This is a genomic window from Streptomyces sp. PA03-1a, from assembly GCF_033792805.1.
GTDB lineage: Bacteria > Actinomycetota > Actinomycetes > Streptomycetales > Streptomycetaceae > Actinacidiphila.
Map to the genome: position 1 here is coordinate 1 of NZ_JARAVO010000082.1, position 25,274 is coordinate 25,274.

Sequence of the window (25,274 nt, forward strand, 5' to 3'; positions counted from 1 at the left end):
TCCGCCATGCGGTCCTGTCGGCCATCGCGGCCCCCGAGCTGCGGGCTTCGTCGGCCAGGAAGCGGTAGCCGAACTCGGGATCCTCGCGGTGGGCGTCGAGCAGCGCGTTCGCGCGATGAGCCTCCTCCAGCACGGCGTCGGTCACCGGCTTGTCGAGCCAGCGGTAGTAGGGCTGTCTGGCGGGCTTGAGCACCCGGCACGTCACCGTGACGGGCATTCCGTCCGCGGCTGGCTCTTTCACGAGCGGGTAGATCCTCTTGATCCGCCGACGCGCTTCCCGCAGCTCCGCGCTCTCCTGACTGGTCACCCCGGGCTCGGCCCCGTCGTCGATGTCCGCACGGCGCATCCACTTCCACAACGTCATCGGGTGGACCTCGAAGTCGGTGACCACCTGCTCGACCGTCACCCCCAGGCCACGGTTCCTCGCGACTCGCACGACGTCTTGGCGGAACTCTTCCGGATAGGGCTTGGGCAGAGCGACATCCTTCCCACCCGCCCCACAGCGCAAGCCAGTTCAGATGTCACCCGATCGTGCAGCAGACCCATCACCGAGTGGCCGTCGATACACCACTCCAGCGGACGTGACCGGGCGCAGAGCGAGCGCAGTCGGGGATGACCGCCTGGAGTGCAGGCAGGCTGCCCCACCTGGCCGGTAAGGGGGAGTGCCCGCTTTGGCATCCGACCTGCGGAAACGATGACGAGAGGCATCGCCGCCCCCTATCATCCGTTGCACGTTGCTCTGTGGGTGTTACCGCATCCGCTCCTTGCAGACGGCACATCCTCAAGGGTTCAACAACCCAGAGAACTTGTGATCAAATAGTGAAGTATATGCAGCTACGGCGCCGGGGGGCGCTGCGCCCTGGGAGGGGCGACCTGCACAACAGGTGGGGGCGGGATTGTGAAGCAGGGCCACATGAGCAGCGCAAGACAACTCGGGACCTTTGTGCGGATACCGGGGGGCCCGGGAATCGGCAAAGTCGGGGAGGTAGACGCGGGGCGCATCCGCGTTGATTACTTCGAGTCGCCCGCCGCAACGATCGCACAGTCGCAATGGGTGGCGGACCACCTGGCTCAACTGGTCCACCTGGAGCGCGAGGAGCGAATCTGGTGGCGGAGTCCGGACGGCCTGTGGAATGCGGGCCGCGTGATACAGGCAGAGCCCGCCCAACGTTCCTACATCGTGCGGTTCCCCAATGTGGACTACGACCTACCTGTTCATGAGGAACATCTCTACGTGCGTTGGGATCGCCCTGTGTTGGACCCTGCAGCGGATCTGACAGTCCGCGGCGGCAGTACGACGCCGTACCGGGACGCAAGGCTCCCGATCCTCAAGAACCTCGTCCGGCAGCGTGGCGCCTGCGCTGACATGAGCACGTTTCTTTCGTCGACGGTGGAGATCTTTCCGCACCAGGTGAACGCCGCGCTCACCGTCCTCTCCGACCCGGTCCAGCGGTACCTCCTGGCCGATGAAGTCGGCCTCGGGAAGACGATCGAGGCAGGTTACGTTGTGCGCCAGATCCTCATCGACAATCCCGGCGCCTGTGTAGTAGTCGTCTCGCCGGCTGCTCTTCGCCGACAGTGGCTGTCCGAACTCAAGAACAAGTTCCACACCGAGGACTTCCCTGATGCGACGATCGTCGTGACCAGCCACGAGACCCCCGAGAAGTGGGCTGGATACAGGCAGGCCGACCTCGTCGTCGTGGACGAGGCCCACGCACTCGTGCAGGCACGTCCGGATAAGACGCCGTACAAGGAGTTGTGCGAACTTGCACACTCGGCCAGGCGGCTGCTGCTGCTGTCTGCCACCCCCGTGACGTCCGGATACCTGACGAACCTTGGTCTGCTTCACCTGCTCGACAAAGAGCTCTACTCGTGGGAGCGGCGCCAGGACTTCGAGGACCGCTACCGCATGCGCGAGGAACTGGCCAACTCGGTCTACTCCCTGGACCCGGAGTACACGTATGTCATCCGGGACTCCATCGAGGAGATCCGAGCACAGGTTCCCTCCAGTGATGTCCGTCTGGCTCAGCTCGCGGATGAGGTCCTCGGCATGCTTGACGAGGAGGACGAGCTGATCAACCCCGATGCGCAGGATGAGTTCGCCCGTCGGGTCATTGAGCTACGTGCTCACATCAGTGAGACATACCGGATCCATCGCCGAGTGATTCGCAACCGGCGTGAAGCGGTGTTGCAAGAGGGCAGCGGCCCGGACGCCGAGGCACTCCCCTATGAGGTGCGCGGCCGTCAGCGCCCCGGACTCATCCACTCGCCCTCGACGGTCGTAGAGGCCGGGGGTGCATTCGTGATGCGCTGGTGGAGCACGGTTCGCGAGCACCTGGAGAACGAGGGGATGAGCGATCAACTCTCGCAGTTCGCCATGCCCTTGGCGATTCTCACCTCGCGGGCACCCGCGCTTCCCTACGACGCCATCGACGCGCTCCGGTGGCGGGTGATGGGCGACACCGGCGCTAGCGAACGTGCCGGGCTCTCACCGCGGGAGAGGGAACTGCTCGCCAGTGTCCCGGTGGTTGCATGTGAGAAGACCGTGCTGGCCGAGGCCGAGGAAGACTGGCCTGCAGGGGCCCAGCCGAGCGAGGAGAACCTGAAGCACGTCATCCGGGCGCTTCTTCCCGTGATGCGCAAGGCAAAGCGCACCGTCGTCTTCTGCGGACCCGGCCGGCTGGCTGACGCGCTCGCAGGCAGACTGCGCCGTGACTTTCCGAAGGTAGTGACCGCCCAGCACACGCGTACGCTGGGCGCGGCCAAGGCGGCGACCGAGATCTCTCGGTGGGCCGATCGCCTGCCCCGACAGGCGGTACTCCTGGCCGACGACACGGCCGAAGACGGTCTAAACCTGCAGGCAGCCGACTGCGTCGTGCATCTGAGGCTTCCCTGGTCACCCAACCAACTGGAACAGCGTCTGGGCCGCGTCGACCGCTACCCGGGCCCGGCTTTGCCCGGAACCACTGGTCCCGCGCACCAATTCCGACTGGCCGAGGACCATGGCCCCGACGGCTCCTTTACGGAGGCATGGGCCACCCTGCTCGGGGACGCTTACAAGGTCTTCGACGGTTCCGTCTCCACCCTCCAGGACGCGATAGCCCAGTCAGTCGAGACTGTATGGACCGGGGCGGTTGAGGACGGACCGGAAGGGCTATTGGCACAGCAGCAGAACGTGCTTGCCCGGCTCGGCAAGGAGCGCGACGAGATCCTCAAAATGGACCTTTTGGAAAGCATTCACATCTCATCGCAGCGCCTGCGCAGCGTTCCGGCCGCACTGACTGAAGTCGAGCGTGACTGGTCCGACATAGAAGGGGCACTCCTGGCTTACACGGACGCCGCCGGAGGGGGGATCAAGCTGTCTTCCCTCGATCGTTCCATCGAGGGATCCCCGGCTCGGCGCTTCCTGATCAACAATGGTTCGAGCCGTCCGCTCCTTGCTCCCCTTCACTGGGAGCGGATCAAAAATCGCATCCCGGACGATGAGGTCGCTCATGCGATGTTCAACCGGTCGCGTGCGCTGCGCAGCCGGGACGCACGGCTGTTCCGCGTCGGCAATCCCCTAGTGGACATGCTGTCCGATGCCGTCCTCAATGACAGTCTCGGGCAGAGTGCCGCCTTCCGCCGGATCGACCAGAGGATGCCACCGGGGCACGAGCCACAGCCGTACTTCGGTTTCGACTTTCTCATCGAGGCGGACACCTCTGCCGCGCTGGAGCACGTCCAAGACAGCACGGACGCGGCACGGGCTCTGCGCCGCCAGGCGGATCGGATCTTCCCTCCTGTCATCAGACGCGTCTGGATCGAGTCCGGCACGAACCAGCCCGTGACCGTGGACGGCCAGTTGGCCTTTCTGAATCGTCGCTACGACAAGAGCAAGGGGGACCGCAACTACAACAGCCAGCGCGTCTCGGAGTTGTTTGAGGTATTCGGAGGCCAGGAGCACGCGGCCACGTACGTCCGTGACGCACAGCAGGCAGCGCTGAGGTTCCTGCACCAGCACACAGATCTCGCGGCGGTCTGCCAGGACGCCCAGCAGAAGGCGCTCGAGGTCTCCGCGGTTTTGCACTCGCAAGCCCAAGCTCGGCAGGCCGCTGGCCGACTGCTGCGCGACACCGAAGGCCTGGTCACCGACGCGAAGGTGCTGACTTCGCTCGCCGAAGGGCTGTCGCAGCCAGTTGTCCGCGTCGTGGCGGCTGCCTGCCTCGTCCGCCGCGGATTGGAACTGGCCTACTGATGTCTGACGACGCATGGGTGAGCGCTCAGCACCTTCTCAACCAGTGGCCCGAGGTGAAGCCGGACGTACTAGCCAAAGGCGTTCTACGCCGTCTGGCGGATGCCCTGGCTGGGATAGACAACGGCAGCACCGGCTGGCTGGACATCGTCTCGCTGACTCGGCAACTGGTATTGCATCACCAGGCATTGGGCCGGACAGGTCGGTTGTCGGTGCCGTTGCGAGAAGGTCTGCCCACCGTCGATCAGTGGCGAGCGGGCGGATGCGACGTGGTGGTAGACGGGAGCCGCGCGCTGGTGCGGGGCCAGGAGTGGGCTCCGGTCGAGGGCGACGGACCAGCGCAGGAAGCGGGTCTAGCGCAGGTCCGTGAAGCAGTGCTGGGCAAAGACTCAAGCCTGGCCCGAGTTTTGGAAGCCACGCCGGCCGACCCGTTTTGGACGGACGTCCTCGGCTACGAGCACTACTTCTCCAAAGGGCAGCGGCAAGCAGCTCGCTCGACAGTACTAATGCCGCCGGGTGAAACCCTCCTAGTCTGCCTGCCTACAGGCCACGGCAAGACGCCGGTGGCACTCGCCGGGGCCATGCTGGCCCACCAAGGCAGCGGCGTGTCCGTGATGGTCGTGCCCACCGTGGTCCTGGCCATCGACATGGAACGGCGTGTCCGTGCGCTGCTGAGCAGGCGTGATCCTGGCGCCCTGCACAAGCGGTACGCCTACTTCGGGGAGTTGGGCGAGGCCGACAAGGAGCACATGCGCTCGGACATCTCCGCGGGGCGACAGGCATTGGTGATCGCTTCGCCGGAAGCCGTGGTCGCAGGCCTGAGCAAAGCCCTGCACGACGCCGCCCAGAACGGCCATCTGAACTACGTCATCCTGGACGAGGCACACCTCGTCGAGCAGTGGGGCAACGAGTTCCGTTCAGGATTTCAGAGTCTGGCCGCCCGGCACCGGGCTTGGCGTGAGGTCGCGCCCCAGGGGCACGCCCCCAGGACGGTTGCGATGAGTGCCACGCTCACCGAGCAACAAGTAACAACGCTACGAGGCTTGTTCGGTTCCGACGAAGGTACCAATGTGGTCTGGTCCTCCGAACTGCGCAGCGAGCCGGCCTACTTCTTGGACGCCTTCGACTCGGAGGAGGCGCGCTCCCAAGCAGTGCTCCGGGCTGTTGCGCGCCTGCCAAAACCGATGGTGCTATATGCGACCCAGAAGAAGCACGCCACCGAATGGGCCCAGGCTCTGCGCGCTGCAGGGATGCAGCGCGTCGCGGTCGTGCATGGAGACATCAACGATACGGGGCGCCGCCGCGCGCTTGAGGGGTGGTCGGGCCGCACGAGCCATGGCGCTGTCACGACCGAGTACGACGTCGTCGTCGGCACCTCCGCCTTCGGGTTGGGTGTCGACCTCGACGACGTCCGCAGCGTTGTGCACGCCTGCGTGCCCGAGACCGTGGACCGCTACTACCAGGAGGTCGGACGAGGCGGCCGTGACGGCAGTCCCTCACTCGCTTACCTGGCGTCGGCACCTGGCGACCAGGCCACAGCCCAGTCCCTGAACGAGCAGAAGATCCTCATGGCGGACACCGCATGGGGACGGTGGCGGGCGATGTTCACCAAGGGGCATCACCTGCACGCAAACCGCTACTTGCTCGACTTGACCGTGCGGCCACCGCGGATGCCTGTGGGGTACGCCACGCACAAGGACTGGAACGTTCGCCTGCTCAACATGATGGATCGCGTCGGGTTGATCCGGGTCTTCCCTCCCACACCCCCGATGCGTGAGCCCGGCGAAGACGCCCCGGCCTGGCAGGCGCGGATCACCGCGTTCTACGAAACTGCCCGAGACCGGATCGAGATCGAATTGGTGGAGGGGCGCACCAACAATCCAGAGCACTTTCGCGTCGCCTACGAGCGCATCCGCTCAGGCGTCAAGGATGCTCAGCGGAACTCTCTGCGCGCGATGCTGACGGTCTTGCGTCACGAGCGGTGCATTGCCGACACTCTAGCCGAGTACTACTCGATCACAGGAAGCAACGGTGGGCGTCACTACACCATGGCAGCCTGCCGTGGCTGTCCTGCCTGCCGACGTCAGGGACTTCCGCGTGAAGGAGCGGCGTCTCACTATCGCAGGCCGCTCTCGCCGGACCCGGCCGCTGTTGAGTGGCCCCCGCGCGACAGTCCTCTGGCCCACCTACACCCCCAGACCTCGCACCTCAGCATCTACTGGCACGACCCTGCGGAGCGCAAAGAGAACTTGCTGCCTGTGCTGGTGAAACTGGCACGGTCGGGTGCCTGCCACTTCGCCGGCCCTGGCCTTAACACGGGACTGGCCCGGCAGATTCAGGAGCAGGCACCAGGTCATCCGGTGCTCGTCGATCACGACAGCAGCCTGGTGGGCAGTGGCACCCAGGCCACCATCGTCTGGGTTGCCGATGAGGCGACGTCGTTCCTCGAAGAAGAGCTCCGCTACCGACTTGAGGACGGGGACCCTCTCTACCTCCTGCTGCCGTGGCAGGTACAGGATCCGAACCGGCCCGGGGTTCCCTTTGTGACCACCCACCCGTCGTTGAACATCCAGCATGCGAGAAGCGAGTTCAGGTAATGGCATTGCTCAACACGCCCGTACCGTATCCCGGCGAGATCTGGGTGGTGGTGCGCTTCCTGGCCTCGCAATCCGGGCCGGTGGCCTACGACACGCTGCGCGCCTTCCTTGAACCGCACAGCCGCGAATCGAAGAAGCTCACCACGGTCCATTACGCCCTCACCACCCTGCGGTCACTGGGGCTCGCTGAGGAAAGCGGCGACGGTCAGGACTGGGTTTTGGCGGGTGACCTTGCGGCCCTCCCTTGGGACGACTACCCGGCCTTCCAGTGCGGCCTGCGCTCCGCCGTGCTGGGCCTGCGCGGACACCAACCGGCCGAGACCGCCGATGACCTGCGGCGGGCTCTTGTGTGGAGCCTGACCCGCGACCCGTTCTCGGAGTCCTTCAATTGGGCCGTGGTGGACAGTCAGCATCAAAGGGATGCGCCCGATGGTGAGTTGGTGTTTGTGAACGACACTCGATGGTCACCATTCACGACGTGGGCGACATCCCTCGGCTTGGGAGCCCCGGCACCCCACATCGCCCAGCGTTACATTCCGGACTGCACACTCGCCGTACGACAGGTGTTGGAAGAGCACCTGCCACCTGATGCTCCTGTGGACGCCCTGGATGTCCTGCGCCTGCTGCGCGAACACCTTCCTGTCCTTCCTGGCGGAGCCATCTCCAACAGCCTGGGATACGGGCTTGCGGACGACCGGACTGCCGGCGCGGCACTCTCCTTCGCCCTAATGCGAGGCGAGTACGAGAAGTGGCTCGTCCTGAGCAGCGACTCCGACGCGAAGCAACCGATCAAGGTGCAGGACCCAGAGCAGTCGTCCATGCGCCTCTGCTCCGCCATCGCCCGACAGGAGGCCGCCCATGTCTGACTTCCATCGCTTCGTCTGCTGGGACGTGGAGAACGTGACTTCCACGATCCAGACGGAGGCGGTCGTCTCCTCCCCCGCCGTCTTCCTCTCCACGCACACACGGTTGGGCATTCAGCGTTGCCGGATCAATGGCCGATCGTTCAGCAGCACGGGCGAAAGCGTCACAGAAGAGGATGTCCAGGACGACTTCCTCAACCGGCGCACGAACACCGGAACGCTGCTGCTGCCAGTGGTCGGTGAATCAGGATCCGGCAAGTCCCACCTGGTGCGCTGGGTCAAAGAGAAGATCACGCACTCCGACGACCGAAAGATCATCTACCTCGAGAAGTCCAAGACTAGTCTGCGGCATGTGATCGACTCTCTCCTCGACGGGGTCCAGGACGAAGAGATCGAACAGATCCGCAAGGACATCCGGCATGTCACCGGGACCTTCACCGCGGCCTCGTTGGCGCGCCGTCTCATCACCCAGTTGAGCGTCACTCTTGCCGACCTCAGCAAGGAGGCGGTCTCCGGGAAGAAGCGCCAACTCGTCGGACCACGAGGCATCTCCCTGCTCCTGCAGGATCCGCTTCTGCAGGAGCAGATGCTGGAGCCCGACAACTTCATCCCCCGGTTCGCCGAGCATTTCCTTAGCGACCGGGAGTCCGGCGAGGAACGCCCTCCACGCTTCTCTCTCGGCGACCTTCCCTTGAGCCCTGACGCCATCGCCGGCGACATGGCGGCTCCTACGCGGCAAATCTTCGGCATGGTGATGTCCAGGCCCGACCTGCAAGTGCTGGCTGTGGAGCTGCTCAACGACCACTGGGACAAGGCCGTCCAGGAACTATCGTCGCTTGGAGGTGGTCGCCTCCTGGGAGCGATGCAGAAGGTGCGCGAGATCTACGCCCGCCAGGGCAAGGAGATCATCCTCCTGGTGGAGGATTTCGCCCTCATCCAAGGTGTCCAAGGAGACCTGCTCGATGCGATCACCGAGACGTCGCAGCGGGATGGGAAGACGGCTCTCGCGCCCATGCGGACCCTCATGGCGATCACGAGCGGATATTTCCACGACCTTCCAGAGACCGCAGCCTCCAGGATCAGCACGTCCACCGGAGGATTCGTCTACAACCTGGACATCGTTCTGGGAGAAAGCAAGACGGGGACAGAGGACATCGTCAGGTTCGTCGCGAAGTACCTCAATGCTGCACGAGTGGGGCGTGATGCACTGGAGCGCGCTGGCGGCGAATCGGTCCCCAACAAGTGCGACGACTGCACTGTAAAGAGCCTTTGTCATGGCTCTTTCGGTGCATCCGTCGACGGGTTCGGCCTCTACCCTTTCAATCGTGCGGCACTGACGCGTGTTGTTCACAGCGTGGCTCCGCAAGAGAACCCCTACGCGTTCATCCCGCGCACCGTTCTCGGCAATGGAGTCATCCCGATCCTGAACGACGCCTACGGGTCGATCAGGAAGGGCGAGTTCCCGAGCACCTTCTTTCAGGAGAACTACAAGGCCGTCAAGGGCGTCGACAAGGCACTGCCCAACAGCGTCAGCGCAGATATCGACGCACGCGACCCTGTGAACGCCAAGCGCCGGCGCAAGGCGCTGGAGTTCTGGGCTGACGCCCCCGCCCAGCCAGCGAACCTGCTACAGGGCATCGGCGAGGCATTCTCCCTTCCGGAGTTGGACATAGAAGGGCGAGGTGCCAGTCTCGTCCGCACCCTGCCCGCCGGAGAGACCTCCCAGCCCGCGATCACGCTCGTCGATGCGCCGCAGACACCACGGGTTCCTCCCGCTCTCCAGCGCAAACTCGACGTGGTGGAAGACTGGGCGGCCAGCGGATCACGCCTCACCACCGAGGTGGCGAACATCGTCCGCACCATGGTCTCCCGATCGGTGCACTACAGGGAGGACTGGCTGACGCCTCCCATCAAGCCGATCGGAGTCGGCGACGCAGAAGGAGCTGGCTGGACCGTCAAAGCCAATACAGTCTCGATCGAGGACGCCAGTGCCGAGGCGCTCAATAAGAACGCAGCAGTCACCCTGGAGCGCAACCCGCGCAACGGCGAGTTCTTCAAGAGCCTGGTCAGGGTTCACGCCCAGGACGCCGACGGGATGCGGCCGCAAGACGTCGTCAGACTCGCCAGCTCCGCAGAGAAACACCGAGCGGCCCTGCGTGAACGGGTCGCGTTCAACGCTGAACACGCCGACGGGGACCTGGTCTCCGGACTGCGCGTATCTCTGCTCGGGGCTGCCCTCGCCGGGCGAGTTGTCCCGGGTATGCCGATCGATGCCCTCTATGCCGCCGCCTTCGACAAGGGGAAGGCATGGGCTCGGCCGGACAGTTCGTCGCGCACCGAGACATGGAGGAAGCGGCTTGAGGCACACCTGCAGCATCGCGCCGGTCTTGTGGAGGCACTGCTCAATTCTCTGGGACTCGGCCAGGGTGCCACGGGTGCCGTCCACGTCGTTGACGCGGCACGTGCCGTTGCCCTCGTGAAGGAGGCCGCCCAGAAGTGGGATTTGTCGAGCATTGACCTGCCGAAGTGGGCCAAGGAGGCCGCGCAGCCCCTTCGCGCCGGATGGGACGTTGCGGTGCGTGGTCAACTGCAAGAGTTGACCACCCTCGTCCACGAGATCCGAGAACATTTTCCCAAGTCGAGCGGCCCCGGTGACCGCCTCGTCCAGCAGGTCTCCACGGCCCTGCAGATGGCCAACGCCGAAGGCATCACAGGGCCCCAGGGGCCTGAGTTGGAGATGCGGGCTGCAGCCGTCGCGGAAGCCGACTGGAACACGGTGTCCGTGCTGGAGAAGGACCTGTCCCGCGCCAGAGAGGACCAGAAGGCCGAGAGCCTCCTGGCTGTGGTGGCCGCGCCACGCTCACCGCATCTGCAGGAGATGCGCGCCTACCTGAAGACCGCCGACGCCTTGCTCGACACCGCTCTCGCGGCAGCGCGGATGCAGACCCAGAACGCGGTCAGCGATGCCGCCGACCAGTTGGCAGGTCTGCTCGTGGAGTGGCAGCAGGCCGTAGATAACGCCACACCCCAAGCGGAGGCAGGCGAATGAGCAGCGTGACGGTTCTGGAGAAGGCGCAGGAACTGCAGAACACAGCCCGCAGCATCTCTGAAAGCCAAAAGGAGCGAGACGACCAGGAGCGGGTGCTCCGCCGTATCGATGAGGTACGCACAGCGTTGCAGGCAGCGATGATGCAGCAGCAGACCGCGGTGCTGCTTCGCGAGCGCACCGGCCAGACTCTGGACATGTCCGGCTTCGACACGGCACGGGCCAAACTCGAATCCAAATCGCGCGGCGGCCTGCCAGGCGACCGGGCTTTCGTTGATGCCAGGCGCGCCTTGGAGGCGTTCACCAGCGAGTTGAGTGCCTCCCTCAGACAGCTTTGGAAGACGTGGGCCGCTGCACGGATCCAAGAGGTCTCCCCTGCCCGCTTTGTCACCCTTGGCCTCGATGAGCGACTGGAGGCGACTGAGCTCTATGAATCGATGAAGGCCAAGGCAAACCGCCCCAAGGTCGACAGCGCCAGCATCCTCGCATTCTGCAGCGACCGCAACGCGCTTTCGGCGCTCCTTCAGCATGCGCCGGCCGATGCACCGCAGGGGCTCCTCGAACTCATCAACCGGCTGGATGCAGGCGGGGTCACTCTTCGAGAACTCACGGAGGCAGACATCGCACTGCTGCGAGAGTACGACCAGGACAGCTGGTACACCGTCACTCGGAAGGCGAACTGACGACCTGTGGTATCAACGACACTGCGCCGCGCCGTTTTGGGGAAGGCACTCACTGCCCTGGAGGAGCGGGAGTTGCCCCTTCTTGAATGGGGCGTTACCGACGGCGCGCTCTCCGGGGAAGAGGTGGAGGATGCTCTGTGGTCGGTACTCGAGAAGGACGACGACGCGGCGTCACTGTTCTCTGACGCCGACCAGTTGAAGTCGGCGCTGATCAATCAGCGGCTTCTCTTCTACGTCCCCTTCGGCGGAGCCGAGCGGTATCGGACACGGTTCGCCGAAGGGGTTCGGCTGACTGCCTGTCTGCGGCAGATCTTCGGCCCCTGGCCTGGTACTCCGCTGCAGGCTGACTGGTGGGAGAGAGGCAAGCCTCTGGTCGCCGACTACCGCCTGCACGTCTCCGAGCGCCACTATCCCAAGCGTGAGGTCTCGGCCGCGCAGGCGATCGCCGAGATGGAGACGACGACAGGGTGGACGGGGATGCACTCCACGGTCGCCGGGGTGCTGATCGGCTCGTATGCCCTTTCGCGTTTCCAGGTCGACGCTACCAAAGCCGTCACAAACTCCCTGGCGAGCGGCGATTCGCGTGGCGTCGTGGTCGGTGCCGGCACGGGTAGCGGCAAGACCCTCGCGTTCTACCTTCCGGCCTTCGCGGCGATGGCCAACCACAAGGGCGCGGGGGTGCACACCCTCGCGCTGTATCCGCGCATCGAACTGCTGCGTGACCAGTTGCGTGAAGCAATCAGGAACGCCCTTGAACTGCGGCAGCGAGGTCTGCCCAGTCCCACGATCGGCGTGCTCTACGGGCGTACACCGCCCTACAGCGACGATGTGACGCACGGAACCTATATGTGGGCCGAGCAGGGAGGGGCCCGCGTCTGTCCCTATCTGACGTGTCCGACCGGGGACGGCGGCACCATGCTCTGGTCTGACGAGGACAGAGTCCGCAACATTGAGGTGCTGCGGTGCTCGGTGTGCAAGGAGGGGGAGATACCTGACGGGGTCATGGCCTTCACCCGGGAGTCGATCAACAGGGTTCCGCCCAAGCTGCTCTTCACCACGACAGAGATGCTTAACCGCAACAGCGCGGGGTCGAAGTTGAGCAGGACTCTCGGCTGGACCGGGTACGGTCCCCGTGTCGTCCTGCTCGACGAGGTGCACACCTACTCCGATTCCACGGGAGCCCAAACAGCCCTGCTGCTGCGGCGCTGGCGTCACGCACGCCGTGGCCACGTCACCTTCGTCGGGCTGAGCGCCACCCTGCGTCAAGCTGACCGCTTCATGGCGGAACTCGTCGGGCTCCCTGCGCAAAGCGTCACCCTCATCGAGCCGCACAGCAGGGACATGGAGTCGGAGGGCCGCGAGTACCACCTCGCGCTTCGCGGCGACCCTTTGTCGGGCACGAGCCTTTTGTCCACCACCATCCAGACGGCGATGCTCCACGGACGCCTGCTCGACAGGAATCGGCCGGCCGGCACGACGCTGCACGGGACCAAGGGATTTCTCTTCACCGACGACCTGGATGTCACCAACCGCCTCTATGACGACCTGCGGGACGCAGAGGGCGGGCAGTACGGAAAAAACCGCCGAAGGTGGGGGGCTGCAGTCCTGGCGGCCCTGCGTTCCATGGATCTGCCGGCCGAAGAGGAGCGCTACCTCGCGGGCCAGTCCTGGAACCTTCCGGAGTTGATCGGGCACAGCCTCAGTGCCGACCTCAGTCAGCGTCCGTTGAGGATCGGCCGGACGTCCTCCCAGGATGCGGGCGTCGACGCGGACGCCGATCTTGTCGTCGCGACAGCCTCTCTCGAAGTCGGTTTCAACGATCCCGACGTCGGACTGGTGGTCCAGCACAAGGCGCCTCGCGATCCAGCTTCCTTCCTGCAGCGCCGGGGCCGGGCCGGACGGGAGAGGGGCACGCGCCCGCTCACGATCGTCGCCCTGTCCGACTTCGGCCGAGACCGGCTGGCCTACCAGGACTACGTGTCCCTGTTCGCTCCCGAGGTAACCCCTCGCACCCTGCCGGTGCACAACCGCCACATCATCAAGATTCAGGGCGCTCAGGCGTTCATCGACTGGCTCGGCAGCCGACTGCGTAACCGCAGCCTGTGGGTCAGCGCCCGAACGCTGGCGACAGGAAACACCCGCCCTGACTATGACCATGAGCAATTGCCCGCCGCCCGGCGCGCGATCACTGAGGATCTGGAGAAACTCCTCGACGGGGATGACACCCTCCTGCGCTCCCTAGCCAACCATCTACGAGCCGCGCTGCGCCTGAGCCCCGACGAAGTGCAGGCCCTGCTGTGGGAGCAGCCCCGGTCTTTGCTGCTGGCAGTCGCTCCGACTCTCTTGCGACGTCTTAAGGTCGGCGCATCGCCGATCCATCAAGACCCTGGCACGGTCGACCGGAAGGCTTTCCTGCCCGAGTTCGTGACGACCTCGCTCTTTGCTCCGCTGAATCTTCCGGAGGTGAGCTTTGATCTCCCCTTCGCCACGTCCGACGACGAAGACAAGCTGCCCGTAGGCCGCGCGCTGCGGGAAGCTGTGCCCGGCCGTGTCAGCCGCCGCTTCGGGTATCGCGATGACCGCCACCGCACGTGGCTGGAGGTTCCCACCGGAGTCGCTGATGCCGTGGTCGATCTCGGGAGCGTCCTCGACGCGGCGGAGCGGCAGGGTCGTTGGGATACCGGCCGCACGGATGTGCAGACGGTCGAGGTCACTCGCCCGCGGCGGATCAGACTTGCGCAGCCGGACAAGGAGATCGCGACCTCCTCGCAGGGCATCCCCTTGTGGGCCACCGAATTCGTGGACAACCCCGCGGGTCCGCCGGTTGCAGCGGACGTACCCAAGGTGCCCGAGTGGCGCGATCAGGTGCTGTCCATCGGGTTCGCCACTCACACCTCCAGCAACCCCACCGAGGTGCGCCGGATGACCTATGGCGCCGTGGCTGAAGTGATCAAGGGCAAGCCGGGCAAGCGGCACAAGGTGAAGGTCAGCTACGCCCTCGAGGGAGCGAGGGCAGCCATGGGGTTCACCTCGTCCGTCGACGCCGTCCGGATTCAGATTGCGCCCCTTGATCCCTCTGTGCCGGGCGTGGTGAAGCATTTGAACTCTCCCCAGTGGCGTTCGAAGGCCTTTGTGAACACCGTCCTGGAGGACCAGCGGATCGCTGAGGCAGCCAACTCGTTCCAGCGTGGATGGTTGACCCTGGTCTACCTCTCCGCGTTCGCGCTCGAGGGACTGGAGGGCACCAAGCCCGAGGCGATTCACGCGGGACTGTCGCAGGGCGCCTGGCGGGACAGCATCACGAAGGTCATCCCGCTGCTTTACAGGCAGGATCCCTCTGCCTCGCCTGCGGACGTCGGCAGTCCTGCCGACCGTGTCATCAGCGATCTGCAGGAACTCAGCCAAAACCCCGATGTCGTGGCCGTGCTGGACGACGCCGGCTCACTACTGTTCGGCGAGAACCTCCATATCCGCACAGCCGACCTGGCCCGCCGCGCCTACCGGGACACCTTGGCCGCCGCGGTCCTGGAGGCTGTGACCCGAGCCTGTCCCGACGCACGCGACCAGGACCTTACGCTCGACGTGGTGCCGGGTACCGGTTCGGCACCGGATCACATCTGGATCAGCGAGACGTCCGAGGGCGGGCTCGGCGTGGTGGAGAAGTTGGCGGAGACATACGGGCGTGATCCTGCCCGCTTCTGGAACCTGGTGAGCACGGCTCTGCGTCCCAACAGCTTCGAGCAGACCGATGTACGGCTGACGAATCTGCTCCGTCATGTGGTGGAGGCCGAGCCCCACGGGGAGTTGGCCCAGGCGATGAGCGAGATGCGCACTGCGGCGTCGGCTCAGGACAGCAAGGACGCACTGCAGCGCATCCGGTCCGCCTGGAGCGAACTGGATGGTGCGCCGCGGCACAGTGATATCGCATCGCTTGCGATGCGCTTGCTGCGCCGCGGCTCCGACAGCCTGACCGACGCGACGGCCCTTGCCCTGGTGCAGGCATGGGACCAGTTGGAAGAAGCAACCGGGATCGAGGTCGACTCCCGGGTCATCGCCTACGCCGTAGGCGCGTCCAAGATTCAGTTGCCTCACAAGATCAGCCCGGACCAGGCCTTCAGCATCCTGTGGCCCCGGGGTGACCAGGCACGGAACTACCATCTGGACTCCTACCAGCCCTACCGTGCGGTGGACAACCCGCAGATCCTGGATCGTCTTTTGGCAGCCGCCGTGCACGCGCAGGCATGGCCGCGCCTGGACGCCACATCGCCGGATTGGCCTGCCAGGTATGCCCAGGTGCTCGCATCGCATCCTGCCGCCGAAGTGGTCGTTCCCCTGGACCGGCCCGAACTGCTGCGCCGTGTACTGCTGAACATCCCTGCCCTGCGCGTGGACCGTGGAAGTCTCAAGCTGTACGGCGAGGTGACCCAGGTGTATAGGGACAGCCGCGAGGTCGTCGTGAAGGCCGTCATCAAGGAGTCCGAGCAGTGACAGTCCCTCCTCGTACGCTGCGCACCAATGCGCGCAGCGCCCTGCGCGCCGACTCACTGATCCGGACGGCGCTGCTGGCTCAACTGTCGGCGCCCGGCGGTGAGGTCTGGCTGGTCTCTGCTTGGGTCAGTGATGTGGACCTGGTCGACAACGCTGACGGCTCCTTCGACTACCTTCTGGGCGAAAATCCTCCACTGCAGTGCCGGCTGTCCGACCTGCTGCTGATGCTGGCGAACAGCGGAACAGCCGTGCGCGTGGTGACCCAGGACGCTCCTGCGAACGCACTCTTCCTCGAGCGCCTCACCGTGGGCCGTGACGAGAGTACGGATCTGGAGGTCTTCCTGGACGAGGTGATTCACGAGAAGAGCCTGGTGGGCCCGGGCTGGATGTTCGAGGGCTCCATGAACTTCACGCGCAACGGCCTTGCCCGGAACAAGGAAAAGATCACCTATTCGCTGGACGAACCGGCCGCGGCGCAGGCAATAGTGGACTACCAGCATGAATGGACCGCACGTGGCGTCTGAGGAAGAAGCAGCACAACAGGCGGCTGATACACAGCAGTTCGTGGACCACTTCCTTTATCGGGACCGCAATGATGCTGGTAAGTACCCGAGCGGCATCACGCTGCTTCGGGATGCAGCCGTCAAGTACCGCAAGTCGCCGATGGTGCTGCCGTGGCTGAACGAGAAAACGCAGCGCATGGCCTACTACGTGATTCCTCGCCGGCGCGAGGAGCTCACTGCTGTTCGCGACCTCCTGGTGGCGTTTGTCGGCCCCTCGTTTGCGAAGTACGGCTACGACGCACCTGCCGCGCTCGACAAGCCGCATGAGGCTGCGATCCTTAAGCGCTACGGGGCAGGCAGCACCTTCGTCGTCCAGGCAACTGCCGACACGGACGAGAGGAAGCGCCTGAGGACTGCGCTGGAACGCATGGTGGAGGTGGTGGAGCGGGCCCCCGCGCGGACCTGGTCCGCACCCAAGCCGCTGGGGCGTCTGCTGGCAGATTTCGAAGCAGCCCTCCTCAGCGGTGCACCACAGACGGCCCAGGCTCTCCTCCAGCAGATCGACCGCCAGGGCGGCCTCTCACCGGCCAACGTCAAACACCTGGAGATCAGGCTGTGGGCCGCGCAAGGCAGGGCGCGCGAGGTCCTGGCACTGCGCGGACTGCGCGAAGTACTGCTTCAGGGCCCGCCGGTCTTGGTCAAGGACATGGTGCTGTCGGCTCTGTTCACAGCGCACATCGAACCCGCGCTCGCTGACGGGGACCTGGCCCGCGCCGTAGACGCATTGAAGGCGCCGGACAGCCATCTCTCGCTGCTGGCGGATACAAACCTGCTGGACCTCAGCGAGCAGGCCGTCAGGGTGCTGCTAGTGGGCATGCACGCGCGAGGTGAAGAGGAGGAACTTTCGCGCAGCATCGCTCTGCTCGATGCCCAAGGGCGTGGGGACGACGTGCCCGAAACACTCGCGTTCTATCGCCGCCAAGCCCCTCCAGCAGGCTCTAGGGAACCGGACTCCGCGCAGTCGGACATGGCCGAGGGCAAAAAGGTCCCGGCTGAGACGGCACTCAGCACATGGGCAGAAGTGGTCGCGGCTGTCGCCCAGGGCGACAAGGCTGCCTTCGACCTCTGTCGCAGGATGGACATCCGTCGAGGCGGCACCTCAGTGCCGCCTGATTCGATATCCGACGGTGAGATGGCCGAGGTGTTCGGCAGTCTCACAGATGCCGAGTACGAGGTCGTATGGCAGTACGCGCTCGGTCCGTTCCTGCAAGAACTGACCCGCTCCGAAGTCACGTTCCCGCACACGTTGACCACGATCATGCGGAGCATCGTCAACCAGCGCTGCGACCCAGCGAATCTCGCAGTCCTGGACCTGCTCCTGGAACTATTCCTTCGCTCAGCCCCGCAGGCTGCAGAATACGAAGAGTTCCTGGAACAAATGAGCGTGCGGTTCGACGAATGGGTCGCGCCCGAGACGGCCGGGCAGGCCCTCGACTTTATCGATCGCCTGGTGGCATGGGCCGCGCCGGCACCCGCAGCCCGCGTGCAGACAGCCCAACTCCTGTTCGCCCCGTTGCATCTCCACATGCGCCGGCTCGACGGCGCATACCTCTCAACGGCGCGGTCGCTCAGTAATGAGTTGGGGCTCGGGCTGGACTGGCCTGAGCAAACCTCCTCGCGCACCGAGGAGAACGAGCCGGTTGTCGAAGCCGCGCAGATTCTCGTCTACGGCCTGGACGAGGGCGTGCTCCAGCGTGTCCACGACCGCATCACCCGCCAGTTCCCCCGTGTGAAGGTTGTGCTCTCGGCAGAAAAGGTCGCATCCAAGCATCTGAAGGAGACGGCCCGCAACTCCGATTTCAGTTTGGTCATCACGCAGTGCGCTGCGCATGCGGCGACTAACTGCATCGGTCAGTACGCCAAGAAAGTCGTCTACCCCCGAGGAGCCGGCTCGGCCTCCGTCACACACGCGGCCATCACCGCCTTGTACGAGCACGCCGCCAGGCAGGACCCGTCTACTCAACTGCGTTGATACGCCTTGTGCCGCGCCCGACGGGCGCGGCACAACTGCCCGCCCTCGGAGCGCACCATACGGTGATGGAGGCTGCAGCACATGACTGGGCCCCGCAATCTGGCGGGTGGTGGTTGGGGCGCTGCATCGCCCCTGCTCACAAGCCGGTCTGCCCCGTGCAGGCTTCCTGTACACGGGCGCGCGAGCCCTCTATAAATCCTCTTGCCCGCTTGAACGCCGCTGTGGCGCCTGCCTGTGGTCGCTGCCCTCGTGCCGACGGCCCAGACGAGAGGGCCACGCGCCCATTGAAGGAGCACAAGGAAAGACAGCGTTCCCTGGGGGGAACACCTCGCATGCTGTCACGGACATCGTGAACCAGCATGCGCACGCGGCGGTGCACCGAAGCGGCCCGTATTGGTGTCGGTGGTGCGTTACTGACTTCGGCTTGTCAGGGTGAGGCTGGATCGTTGAGGGTCAGGCCGGTGCCGGCTATGAAGCCGTCGAGGATGTCGGGCCGGTATTGCAGGCGCTTGAGCCGGTTGCGGACGAGGGCCTCAAGTCGGTCAATGGCTGTGACGGCGAGGTTGGCCAGGCTGCGTTTGACGTGGGCCCATACCCACTCGACGGGGTTGAGGTCGGGTGAGTAGGCGGGCAGCAGGAACACTGTCAGCCAGGCGCGTTCGGCGATCAGCTCGCGTATGGCGTGGGAAACGTGGGTGTTCAGGCGGTCCCAGATCAGCACGATGGGCGCCTTGACGAGGTGGTGGACGCCGTCGATCAACGCGATGAAGTCGCGCTCGCCCAGGCTGCGGCGCTTGCCTTTGCCGGCGGGGTGGGTGCGCAGGCGGTGGCACAGTCTGGTGCGGGAGCCGGGCCGCATCGCGATCAGTCCGGCCACCGACAGGCGTCCGGAGCGTCGGCCGCTGACGGTCACGACCGGGGTGTGTCCGCGTCGGCCCCAGGTGCGTCCTTTGGGCGGTCGTCGGGTGAAGCCTGCCTCGTCCTCGAAGCAGATGTAGCCCCCGCAGGCCGCCCGGGCTCTTTTACCTCGTCCCAGGTCGCCTCCTTCCACGTACTTACGGCCTGCTCGTCGCGCTCGGCGACCCGCCGTCCGGGGACCTGCGGGCTGAAGCCGAGGCGGTGCATCAGCCTCGTCGCACCCGAGACGCTGTAAGAGACGTGGAACTTCCGGCCGATCAGAGTGGCCACCCTCGCCGCGGTCCACACCTGGTCCTCCACCCAGCCGTGCGCGGCCGGGCCCTGTTCCAGATACGCGACCAGTTTCTCCAGACAGCGCGGAGACAGACGGCACCGCGAACCGCTCGGGCCACGAGAGACCAGAGCCTGCACGCCACCATCCCGCCACAACTGGTGGCACTGGTATACCGACTTCCCACTCACCCGCAGGCGCCGGGCCACCTCCAACGGCTTGATGCCCTGCTCGAACAGCTCAGCCGCCTGCATCCGCACCGACTCGCGGCGCTGCCGGCCCGCAGCGGTCAGCCCGCCCCCATCCACATATCTCACACACAACGGAATACAGCCACCAAGCCGGGCCCATCAGGCACATTGCGGAAGTTCACCCCGACGAGCCGAAGTCAGTACCTCGTAGATGTGGTGCACACGGCCGCTGGGTCAGCCCCGTACGGTGCGGCTCAGTAGATCGGTGAGCAGGCGGATGTCGTTGGGGGTGTTCTGCAGGCCGTTCCAGCGGCGCTGTTCGCCGTCGGGGAAGCGCCACATGCCCGAGGTCCATGCGGTGACCGGCAAAAGAGACAGGACCGCGTTGCGCACCGCATCGCAGTCGACCTCCTCGGCGGGCATGTCTTCGGTGAGGCTGTCCATGACGAAGCCCATGGCCTGGATGCCGGCGCCGTGAGTGAGGCGGGACTGGCGAGGCGGGAGTTTCCAGGCGTCGCTGAAAGTCTCCTTGACAATGGCCCAGAAGGAGCGCAGGTGCAGCAGCATGCGGTCGACGTCACCGGAGCCGTCTTCGGGGTTGCGGTACTGGTAGAGGGCGCCCTCGAAGAGGCTGTGCTCCAGCATGCGGAGAATGGCCGTGTCTTTGATGTTTCCGTCGGGTGAGGTGGGGCTGGCGATGCGGCCGTAGAAGGGGCCCTGGCCGTCGGTGTTGAGGCGGGTCATCAACTGGGCCGGCAGACGCTTGCGCGCGTAGGTGGGCGGGAGGTGACCGCTGGTTTCGGGCAGGAGTTCATGGATGAGGCCCTTGGGCAGCGGCTTGGTGGAATTGACCAGAATGAACTGGGAGCGCTGGTCTTGCTGGTCGTCGGCGATAAAGCCAACGGCGGCGACGGGGAATTCGGCAATGTTGGCGTCGCGGATCGCAGCGCTGCGCTGCTGACCGTCGACGATCAGGGCGGGCTTGTCCTCGTCGGGAAGAGACTCATCGACGGGGATTACCAACTCGCCGGGGACTGAATAGTCGACGCCGTCCTTGCGTCGTACTCCGCCCTCGAAACGGACGGAACCGTCGAAGGCCAGGACCAGGGCGTTGGGGAGCATGGCCTTGTCGGACTCGAGGTAGCGGCGGATGCCTCGAATGTGGCTGAGGACCTCGGGGCGCTGGTAGCCCTGGAGGGCGCTGTCGTCGTCGCGGCGGACGCGGGAGACGGCAGCAAAACTGTGGATCTTCTTACCGTCGACAGCGAAGCAGTAGATTTTTCGGTCCCCTTGGCGCACTTCGAGTGCAGGGAGCCTGAGTTCGTAGCGGTCAGCCATCGCATCTCCTGAATGGTTCAAAAAAGTAGAAAAATTAGGGGCGCATACTACCCGAAGGTGAGCGATCGCATTTTCGCCTCGAGCACAGTCAAATTATGAAATCCGCGGCGCTTGTTGCGTTCACTCCCGCGGAATATGGCGATCTCGATGCCGTGTTTCTCGCACAGTGCGCAGGGGCAGGCTCGCCATGGAGCGTCGCTCAGCGTGCGCTCATAAAGTTCGAGATAGCTCTTCTTTTTCGGTCCCAGCACCAGGGACTCGTACGTCTGAAGCGCGATCAGCACTCCCTCGAGGGAGTCTTCCCCGCGGTCAAATTCCCGCAGTGCGCGCAGGCAGGCCCGTTCTGCGGCGATGGCCTGAGCCTGAGAGACGCTTCCGGACAGGATGAGGCGTTTGAGGGCAGGGTTTCCGTCGACTTGGGGGACTCTAATAGCGGTGTAGGCGCCCGTGGCGGTGTGGTAGTTGTTGCGGTCATCCATGAAGGCCTGACGGAAGGCAGAGGTGCTGTCGAAACTGGTTACGCCGTGGCGGGCGAACTGCTCCATACTGTCGACGCGGTTGATACCGAGCAGATGGAGTTCGGTGTCGTGGTTGCGTACTTCGTCGATGGCTCGCAGGCAGGCGAGGATCTCGTGGGACTTGAGGGGGACCATGCCGCCGAGGGCGATACGCCGGTATCCCATTTGCTGCAGTTGAGCGACGGAGTGAGCGTAACTGCCGGGTCCCCAACCCTGGGCAGCACCGACGGGTTGGAAGCGGGCGCCGTGGTTTTTGGTCGCGGCGAGAAAGTTTTCGGCGAGTTCGAGAGAGATCTGCTGGCGTTCCACCCACGCCGCTTCGGGTTCCGTGTCGGATTCTTGGGGGATGTAGCCGAAGATGATGTGGTCGATGCTGATGCCGGCGTCGAATCCGCAGCGGTCGTAGAAGTCGAGGACTTCCTCGACCTCATACGGGGGGCGCTCTTCGTCGATGTAGTTGAAGGCACCACAGTCGCCGATGGTGGAGCTGGTGTCGGGGAGGCGGAAGAAGTTCCGTACGCCCAGACGGTAGAGCCGCTCGCGTTGTGGGGCGGAGTATTTTCCTGCGCCCTTCATAGATCCGTCGACAACCGCCTTGCTGACGAGGATCCCGTCGTACGGGATCGGCGTCACGGCCTGATGGGCGTAGACGTCATCGCGCTGACGGACTCGGTAGGGCGAGTACTCGTCGTTGACGAAGTCATAGGTAGGGCTCACCAAGTCCTGGCTGTCAGGGAAATAGAATTTCACGCGGCTTTTGCCTTTTCCTGCACATAGATACGGAGGAGGTAGTTCGACAGGGTGCTGATGTGGCGGGGGTTGTTCTGGAGTTCATTCCAGGGGGTGTTCAGGTCGGGCCAGCGTCCCTGGGTCCAGCGGCAGTGCGGGGCGATCAGGGCAAGTTCGGTCCGCGCCAACTCCACAGCATGGGGTGAGGCGGGGTCGATGGCCATCATGACGCGGTCCATCAGGCGTCCCATGGAGCGGATGCCAACGCCGTGCATCAGCCGACTCTTGGTCGCCGGCAGCCCCCATGCGTCGGGGAAGGTGTCGCGCACCGCGGTCCAGTAGACGACGAGGATCTGGCGGATGGTGGCGGTGTCGACCGTACCGTTGGACAGGTTTTTGTAGGGAAAAAAGGCGCCTGAAGGGGAGTTGAGGGATTCCTGAATCGCGGTGGTGAGGCTGTTGTCCGTGACGACGGCGTCCGCTTTCTGTTCGGCCGTGGTGGAGGGGCGGCGCACCAGGCCTCGAAAGGGCGAGTCTTTGTCGTGGTTGAGGGCCTCGACCAGGACGGAGGGCAGTTTCCGGGCGGAGAGCTTGGTCGGCAGGAGGGTGCCGACTTCCGGGAGGAGTTCGGTGACCAGGTTGGTGGGCAGCGGGGAGACCGTGTTCACGCGCAGGAACTGGTCGCGTTGTGTTTCCAGGTCTTCGGCGACGAACCCGGCGATGGTCACGGCCAGGCGGGTGTTGCGGGTGCGGGCCAGGGCGAGGCTGCGCTGCTGGCCGTCGACGATCCAGGCCGGCCGCGGAGCATCGGGGGCGTCAGGCAGGGGGATTTCCAGCGTGCCCGAGGTGCACAGGCCGTCGCTGCTGCCCGGACCCGGGCTGGACTTGAACCGCACACTGGACGGCAGCGCCATGATCAGCCCGTTGGGAAACAGTACCTCCTCGCCGTCGAGGTACTCGAGGATCTGCTTTACGTGCTGCTTCTTCTCTGGACGTTGGTAGCCGATCAGTTTGCCGGCCTCGTCCCTCGAGATGCGTGCCACGTCGGCGACCTGGTGGACCTCTTCTGCTGCCAGGGTGAACACGTACAGGGGGATCGTGGGGTGCTGCTCGATCCGCAAGGCCCGGCGTTTCAGCACAAGGGAGGTCATCGAGGGCCAATCGTCGCTGTGTACAGGTTGGCGAAGCGCTTTTGTTCACAGGCCATTCCCTGGTCTCGCAGCAGGCGCAGCAGGCGGGTTCGGGAGTATCCGGGGTGACTGTCCTTCGACTGTTCGATGAAGTCGATCACGGCCTCGTCTGTCATCGGATGGCGCTCGTAGCGTTCGGGGCGGGCGACCTGGGCGACCCAGTCTTCCCAACGCTGCTGTGTGCTGGGGGTGATGAGGTGCCCGGGCGTGCAGTGCTCGAGCCAGGAGGCCGCCATGCGGACGTTCAAGCTGGTGCGGGTCCCACCCAGGGCTTGACGCAGGGCGGCGTTGGCCGGCACTCGCACGATGCCGTTCAGATCGCCTGCGCCCCCGACCAGCACCACCTCGGCTCCCGTGGCTGCCAACGCGGCAAGGTCGCGGTGCATGGCCCCTGCGTAGGCCTCGGACAGCACCACCAGCGCCCGGCCGGCAGCGGCTGCGAGCTGGGGCAATTGGCAGCTGGCGTCCATGCGCTGCAGGTGATCCCACCAGTCAGTGGCCTGCGCACTGGAGGAAGCCACGGAATCTGCGTGTCGGGGCAGGAAAGTCGCCGCATAGGAGGGTGCAAGGCTGGAGACTGGCCGCAGGCCCAGACCGGCCGAGGCCACGTAAAGCCGGGGCACAAAACCGGCCCGAGATGCGGCTTTTGTCAGGACTTGGGCACGCCGCCACTGGTCGCCCTGATACAGGTCCTCCAGTGCGATGCGCGGCCCTGGCACGGCCTGCAGTCGGCGGGCCCATTCCGCAGCCCGCTCCGCCAGGCCCGCCTCGGGCAGGGCGCGGGCCCGCAGAGTGGCCTCGGGCGGGGAGGTCTTCCGGTCCGTGCACGTGACCACGATGGGCAACTCGTTCACTGCGGTTCGACCTCTGGCTTCCGTAACTCGTATCTTGTTGTCGTTACTGTAGCCGGTAGTTAAGACGGTAGGCTGCCACTGCCTCAACGGAGGCAACTGGACCTCAGATAAGGGAGTGACAGCATGGACCGTCCCGCGATCGTGTTGCTGAGCGGCGGCCTGGACTCGACCACGGTGCTGGCCATCGCCAAGGACCAGGGATTCACTCCCTACGCGCTCAGCTTCCGCTACGGGCAGCGGCACTCCATCGAACTGGAAGCGGCCCAGCGGGTCGCCCAGGCTCAGGGCGTGGCCCGGCACGTCATCGCCGACATCGATCTGCGAGTCTTCGGCGGCTCTGCGCTGACGGCCGACATCGAGGTGCCCAAGCACGAGTCACTCGCGGACATGGATCAGACGGGAGTACCGATCACCTACGTGCCGGCCCGCAACACGATCTTTTTGTCCTTCGCGCTCGCGTTTGCCGAGACCGTTGGTGCCAGCGACATCTTCACTGGGGTAACGGCCGTGGACTACAGCGGCTACCCCGACTGCCGCCCCGAGTACATGGAGGCGTTCGCCACCATGGCCAACCTGGCGACCAAGGCCGGCGTCGAGGGCACCTCCAAGATCAAGCTGCACTCCCCACTAATCGCACTCTCCAAGGCCGACATCGTCCGCGAGGGGCTGCGCCTGGGCGTGGACTACTCCCTGACCTCTTCCTGCTACGACCCCGACGAGCAGGGCCGGGCCTGCGGCAAGTGCGACACCTGCCTGCTTCGCCTGAAGGGCTTCGCCGAAGTCGGCGTCACCGACCCCGTCCGGTATCAGAGCGCCTGA

General features: G+C 65.1%; 15 protein-coding genes and 1 pseudogene. 9 read left to right on the forward strand and 7 right to left on the reverse strand.

All coding sequences use genetic code 11. The annotated features are described in order from the left end of the window. Positions 1-406, reverse strand: a 406-nt coding sequence (locus tag PV341_RS19795; protein ID WP_500358565.1) for a transposase family protein, incomplete at its 3' end; no start/stop codon positions are given. 507 nt (positions 407-913) lie between these two features. Here PV341_RS19795 and dpdE point away from each other — a divergent pair. The 8 genes from dpdE (at position 914) to PV341_RS19835 (ending at position 18,446) form a co-directional block, all read left to right on the forward strand. Then, positions 914-4,237 carry a protein DpdE gene (dpdE, locus tag PV341_RS19800; protein ID WP_500358566.1) on the forward strand — a complete coding sequence of 1,108 codons (3,324 nt, stop codon included), beginning with the start codon at positions 914-916 and terminating at the stop codon, positions 4,235-4,237. A gap of 17 nt (positions 4,238-4,254) precedes the next feature. Further along, entirely contained in the window at positions 4,255-6,831 is a 2,577-nt protein-coding gene (gene dpdF, locus PV341_RS19805) for a protein DpdF (protein ID WP_500358568.1), read from the forward strand. Then, a complete protein-coding gene (gene dpdG / locus PV341_RS19810) occupies positions 6,831-7,697 on the forward strand; it encodes a protein DpdG (RefSeq protein ID WP_500358569.1) in 867 nt (288 codons plus the stop codon). The genes dpdF and dpdG overlap by 1 nt, the downstream gene beginning before the upstream one ends. Further along, positions 7,690-10,743: a protein DpdH gene (gene dpdH / locus PV341_RS19815; protein ID WP_500358570.1), complete on the forward strand. Its 3,054-nt coding sequence runs from the start codon at positions 7,690-7,692 to the stop codon at positions 10,741-10,743. Before dpdG ends, dpdH begins: the two co-directional genes overlap by 8 nt. Continuing rightward, positions 10,740-11,423, forward strand: coding sequence for a hypothetical protein (locus PV341_RS19820; protein ID WP_500358571.1), 684 nt, complete (start codon positions 10,740-10,742; stop codon positions 11,421-11,423). The genes dpdH and PV341_RS19820 overlap by 4 nt, the downstream gene beginning before the upstream one ends. A gap of 72 nt (positions 11,424-11,495) precedes the next feature. Continuing rightward, positions 11,496-15,911 carry a protein DpdJ gene (dpdJ, locus tag PV341_RS19825; protein WP_500358572.1) on the forward strand — a complete coding sequence of 1,472 codons (4,416 nt, stop codon included), beginning with the start codon at positions 11,496-11,498 and terminating at the stop codon, positions 15,909-15,911. Further along, entirely contained in the window at positions 15,908-16,435 is a 528-nt protein-coding gene (dpdK, locus tag PV341_RS19830) for a phospholipase D-like domain-containing protein DpdK (RefSeq protein WP_500358573.1), read from the forward strand. The genes dpdJ and dpdK overlap by 4 nt, the downstream gene beginning before the upstream one ends. Further along, positions 16,425-18,446, forward strand: coding sequence for a hypothetical protein (locus PV341_RS19835; RefSeq protein ID WP_500358574.1), 2,022 nt, complete (start codon positions 16,425-16,427; stop codon positions 18,444-18,446). Before dpdK ends, PV341_RS19835 begins: the two co-directional genes overlap by 11 nt. Positions 18,447-18,873: 427 nt before the next feature. Here PV341_RS19835 and PV341_RS19840 read toward each other — a convergent pair whose 3' ends face one another. The 6 genes and pseudogenes from PV341_RS19840 to PV341_RS19865 form a co-directional block, all read right to left on the reverse strand. Then, on the reverse strand, positions 18,874-19,650 hold the full coding sequence (locus tag PV341_RS19840) for an IS630 family transposase (RefSeq protein ID WP_500358575.1): 777 nt from the start codon (positions 19,648-19,650) through the stop codon (positions 18,874-18,876). Beyond that, positions 19,545-19,889 (reverse strand): annotated as a pseudogene (locus PV341_RS19845) (helix-turn-helix domain-containing protein); the annotation flags it as partial. The pseudogene PV341_RS19845 and the gene PV341_RS19840, both read right to left, overlap by 106 nt. 171 nt (positions 19,890-20,060) lie before the next feature. Beyond that, a complete protein-coding gene (gene dbpB / locus PV341_RS19850) occupies positions 20,061-21,164 on the reverse strand; it encodes a DGQHR domain-containing protein DpdB (protein ID WP_500358576.1) in 1,104 nt (367 codons plus the stop codon). 47 nt (positions 21,165-21,211) lie between these two features. Beyond that, positions 21,212-22,432: a tRNA-guanine transglycosylase DpdA gene (dpdA, locus tag PV341_RS19855; RefSeq protein ID WP_500358577.1), complete on the reverse strand. Its 1,221-nt coding sequence runs from the start codon at positions 22,430-22,432 to the stop codon at positions 21,212-21,214. Next, the gene (gene dbpB, locus PV341_RS19860; protein WP_500358578.1) at positions 22,429-23,562 is read right to left on the reverse strand and encodes a DGQHR domain-containing protein DpdB; all 1,134 of its coding nucleotides are present in this window, start codon (positions 23,560-23,562) and stop codon (positions 22,429-22,431) included. Before dbpB (PV341_RS19860) ends, dpdA begins: the two co-directional genes overlap by 4 nt. Next, a complete protein-coding gene (locus tag PV341_RS19865) occupies positions 23,559-24,455 on the reverse strand; it encodes a hypothetical protein (protein ID WP_500358579.1) in 897 nt (298 codons plus the stop codon). The genes dbpB (PV341_RS19860) and PV341_RS19865 overlap by 4 nt, the downstream gene beginning before the upstream one ends. Before the next feature lie 123 nt (positions 24,456-24,578). On the opposite strand from PV341_RS19865, the gene queC reads away from it, so the two are divergent. Beyond that, positions 24,579-25,274 (forward strand): 7-cyano-7-deazaguanine synthase QueC, encoded by a 696-nt coding sequence (gene queC / locus PV341_RS19870; RefSeq protein ID WP_500358580.1) that lies wholly within the window; start codon positions 24,579-24,581, stop codon positions 25,272-25,274.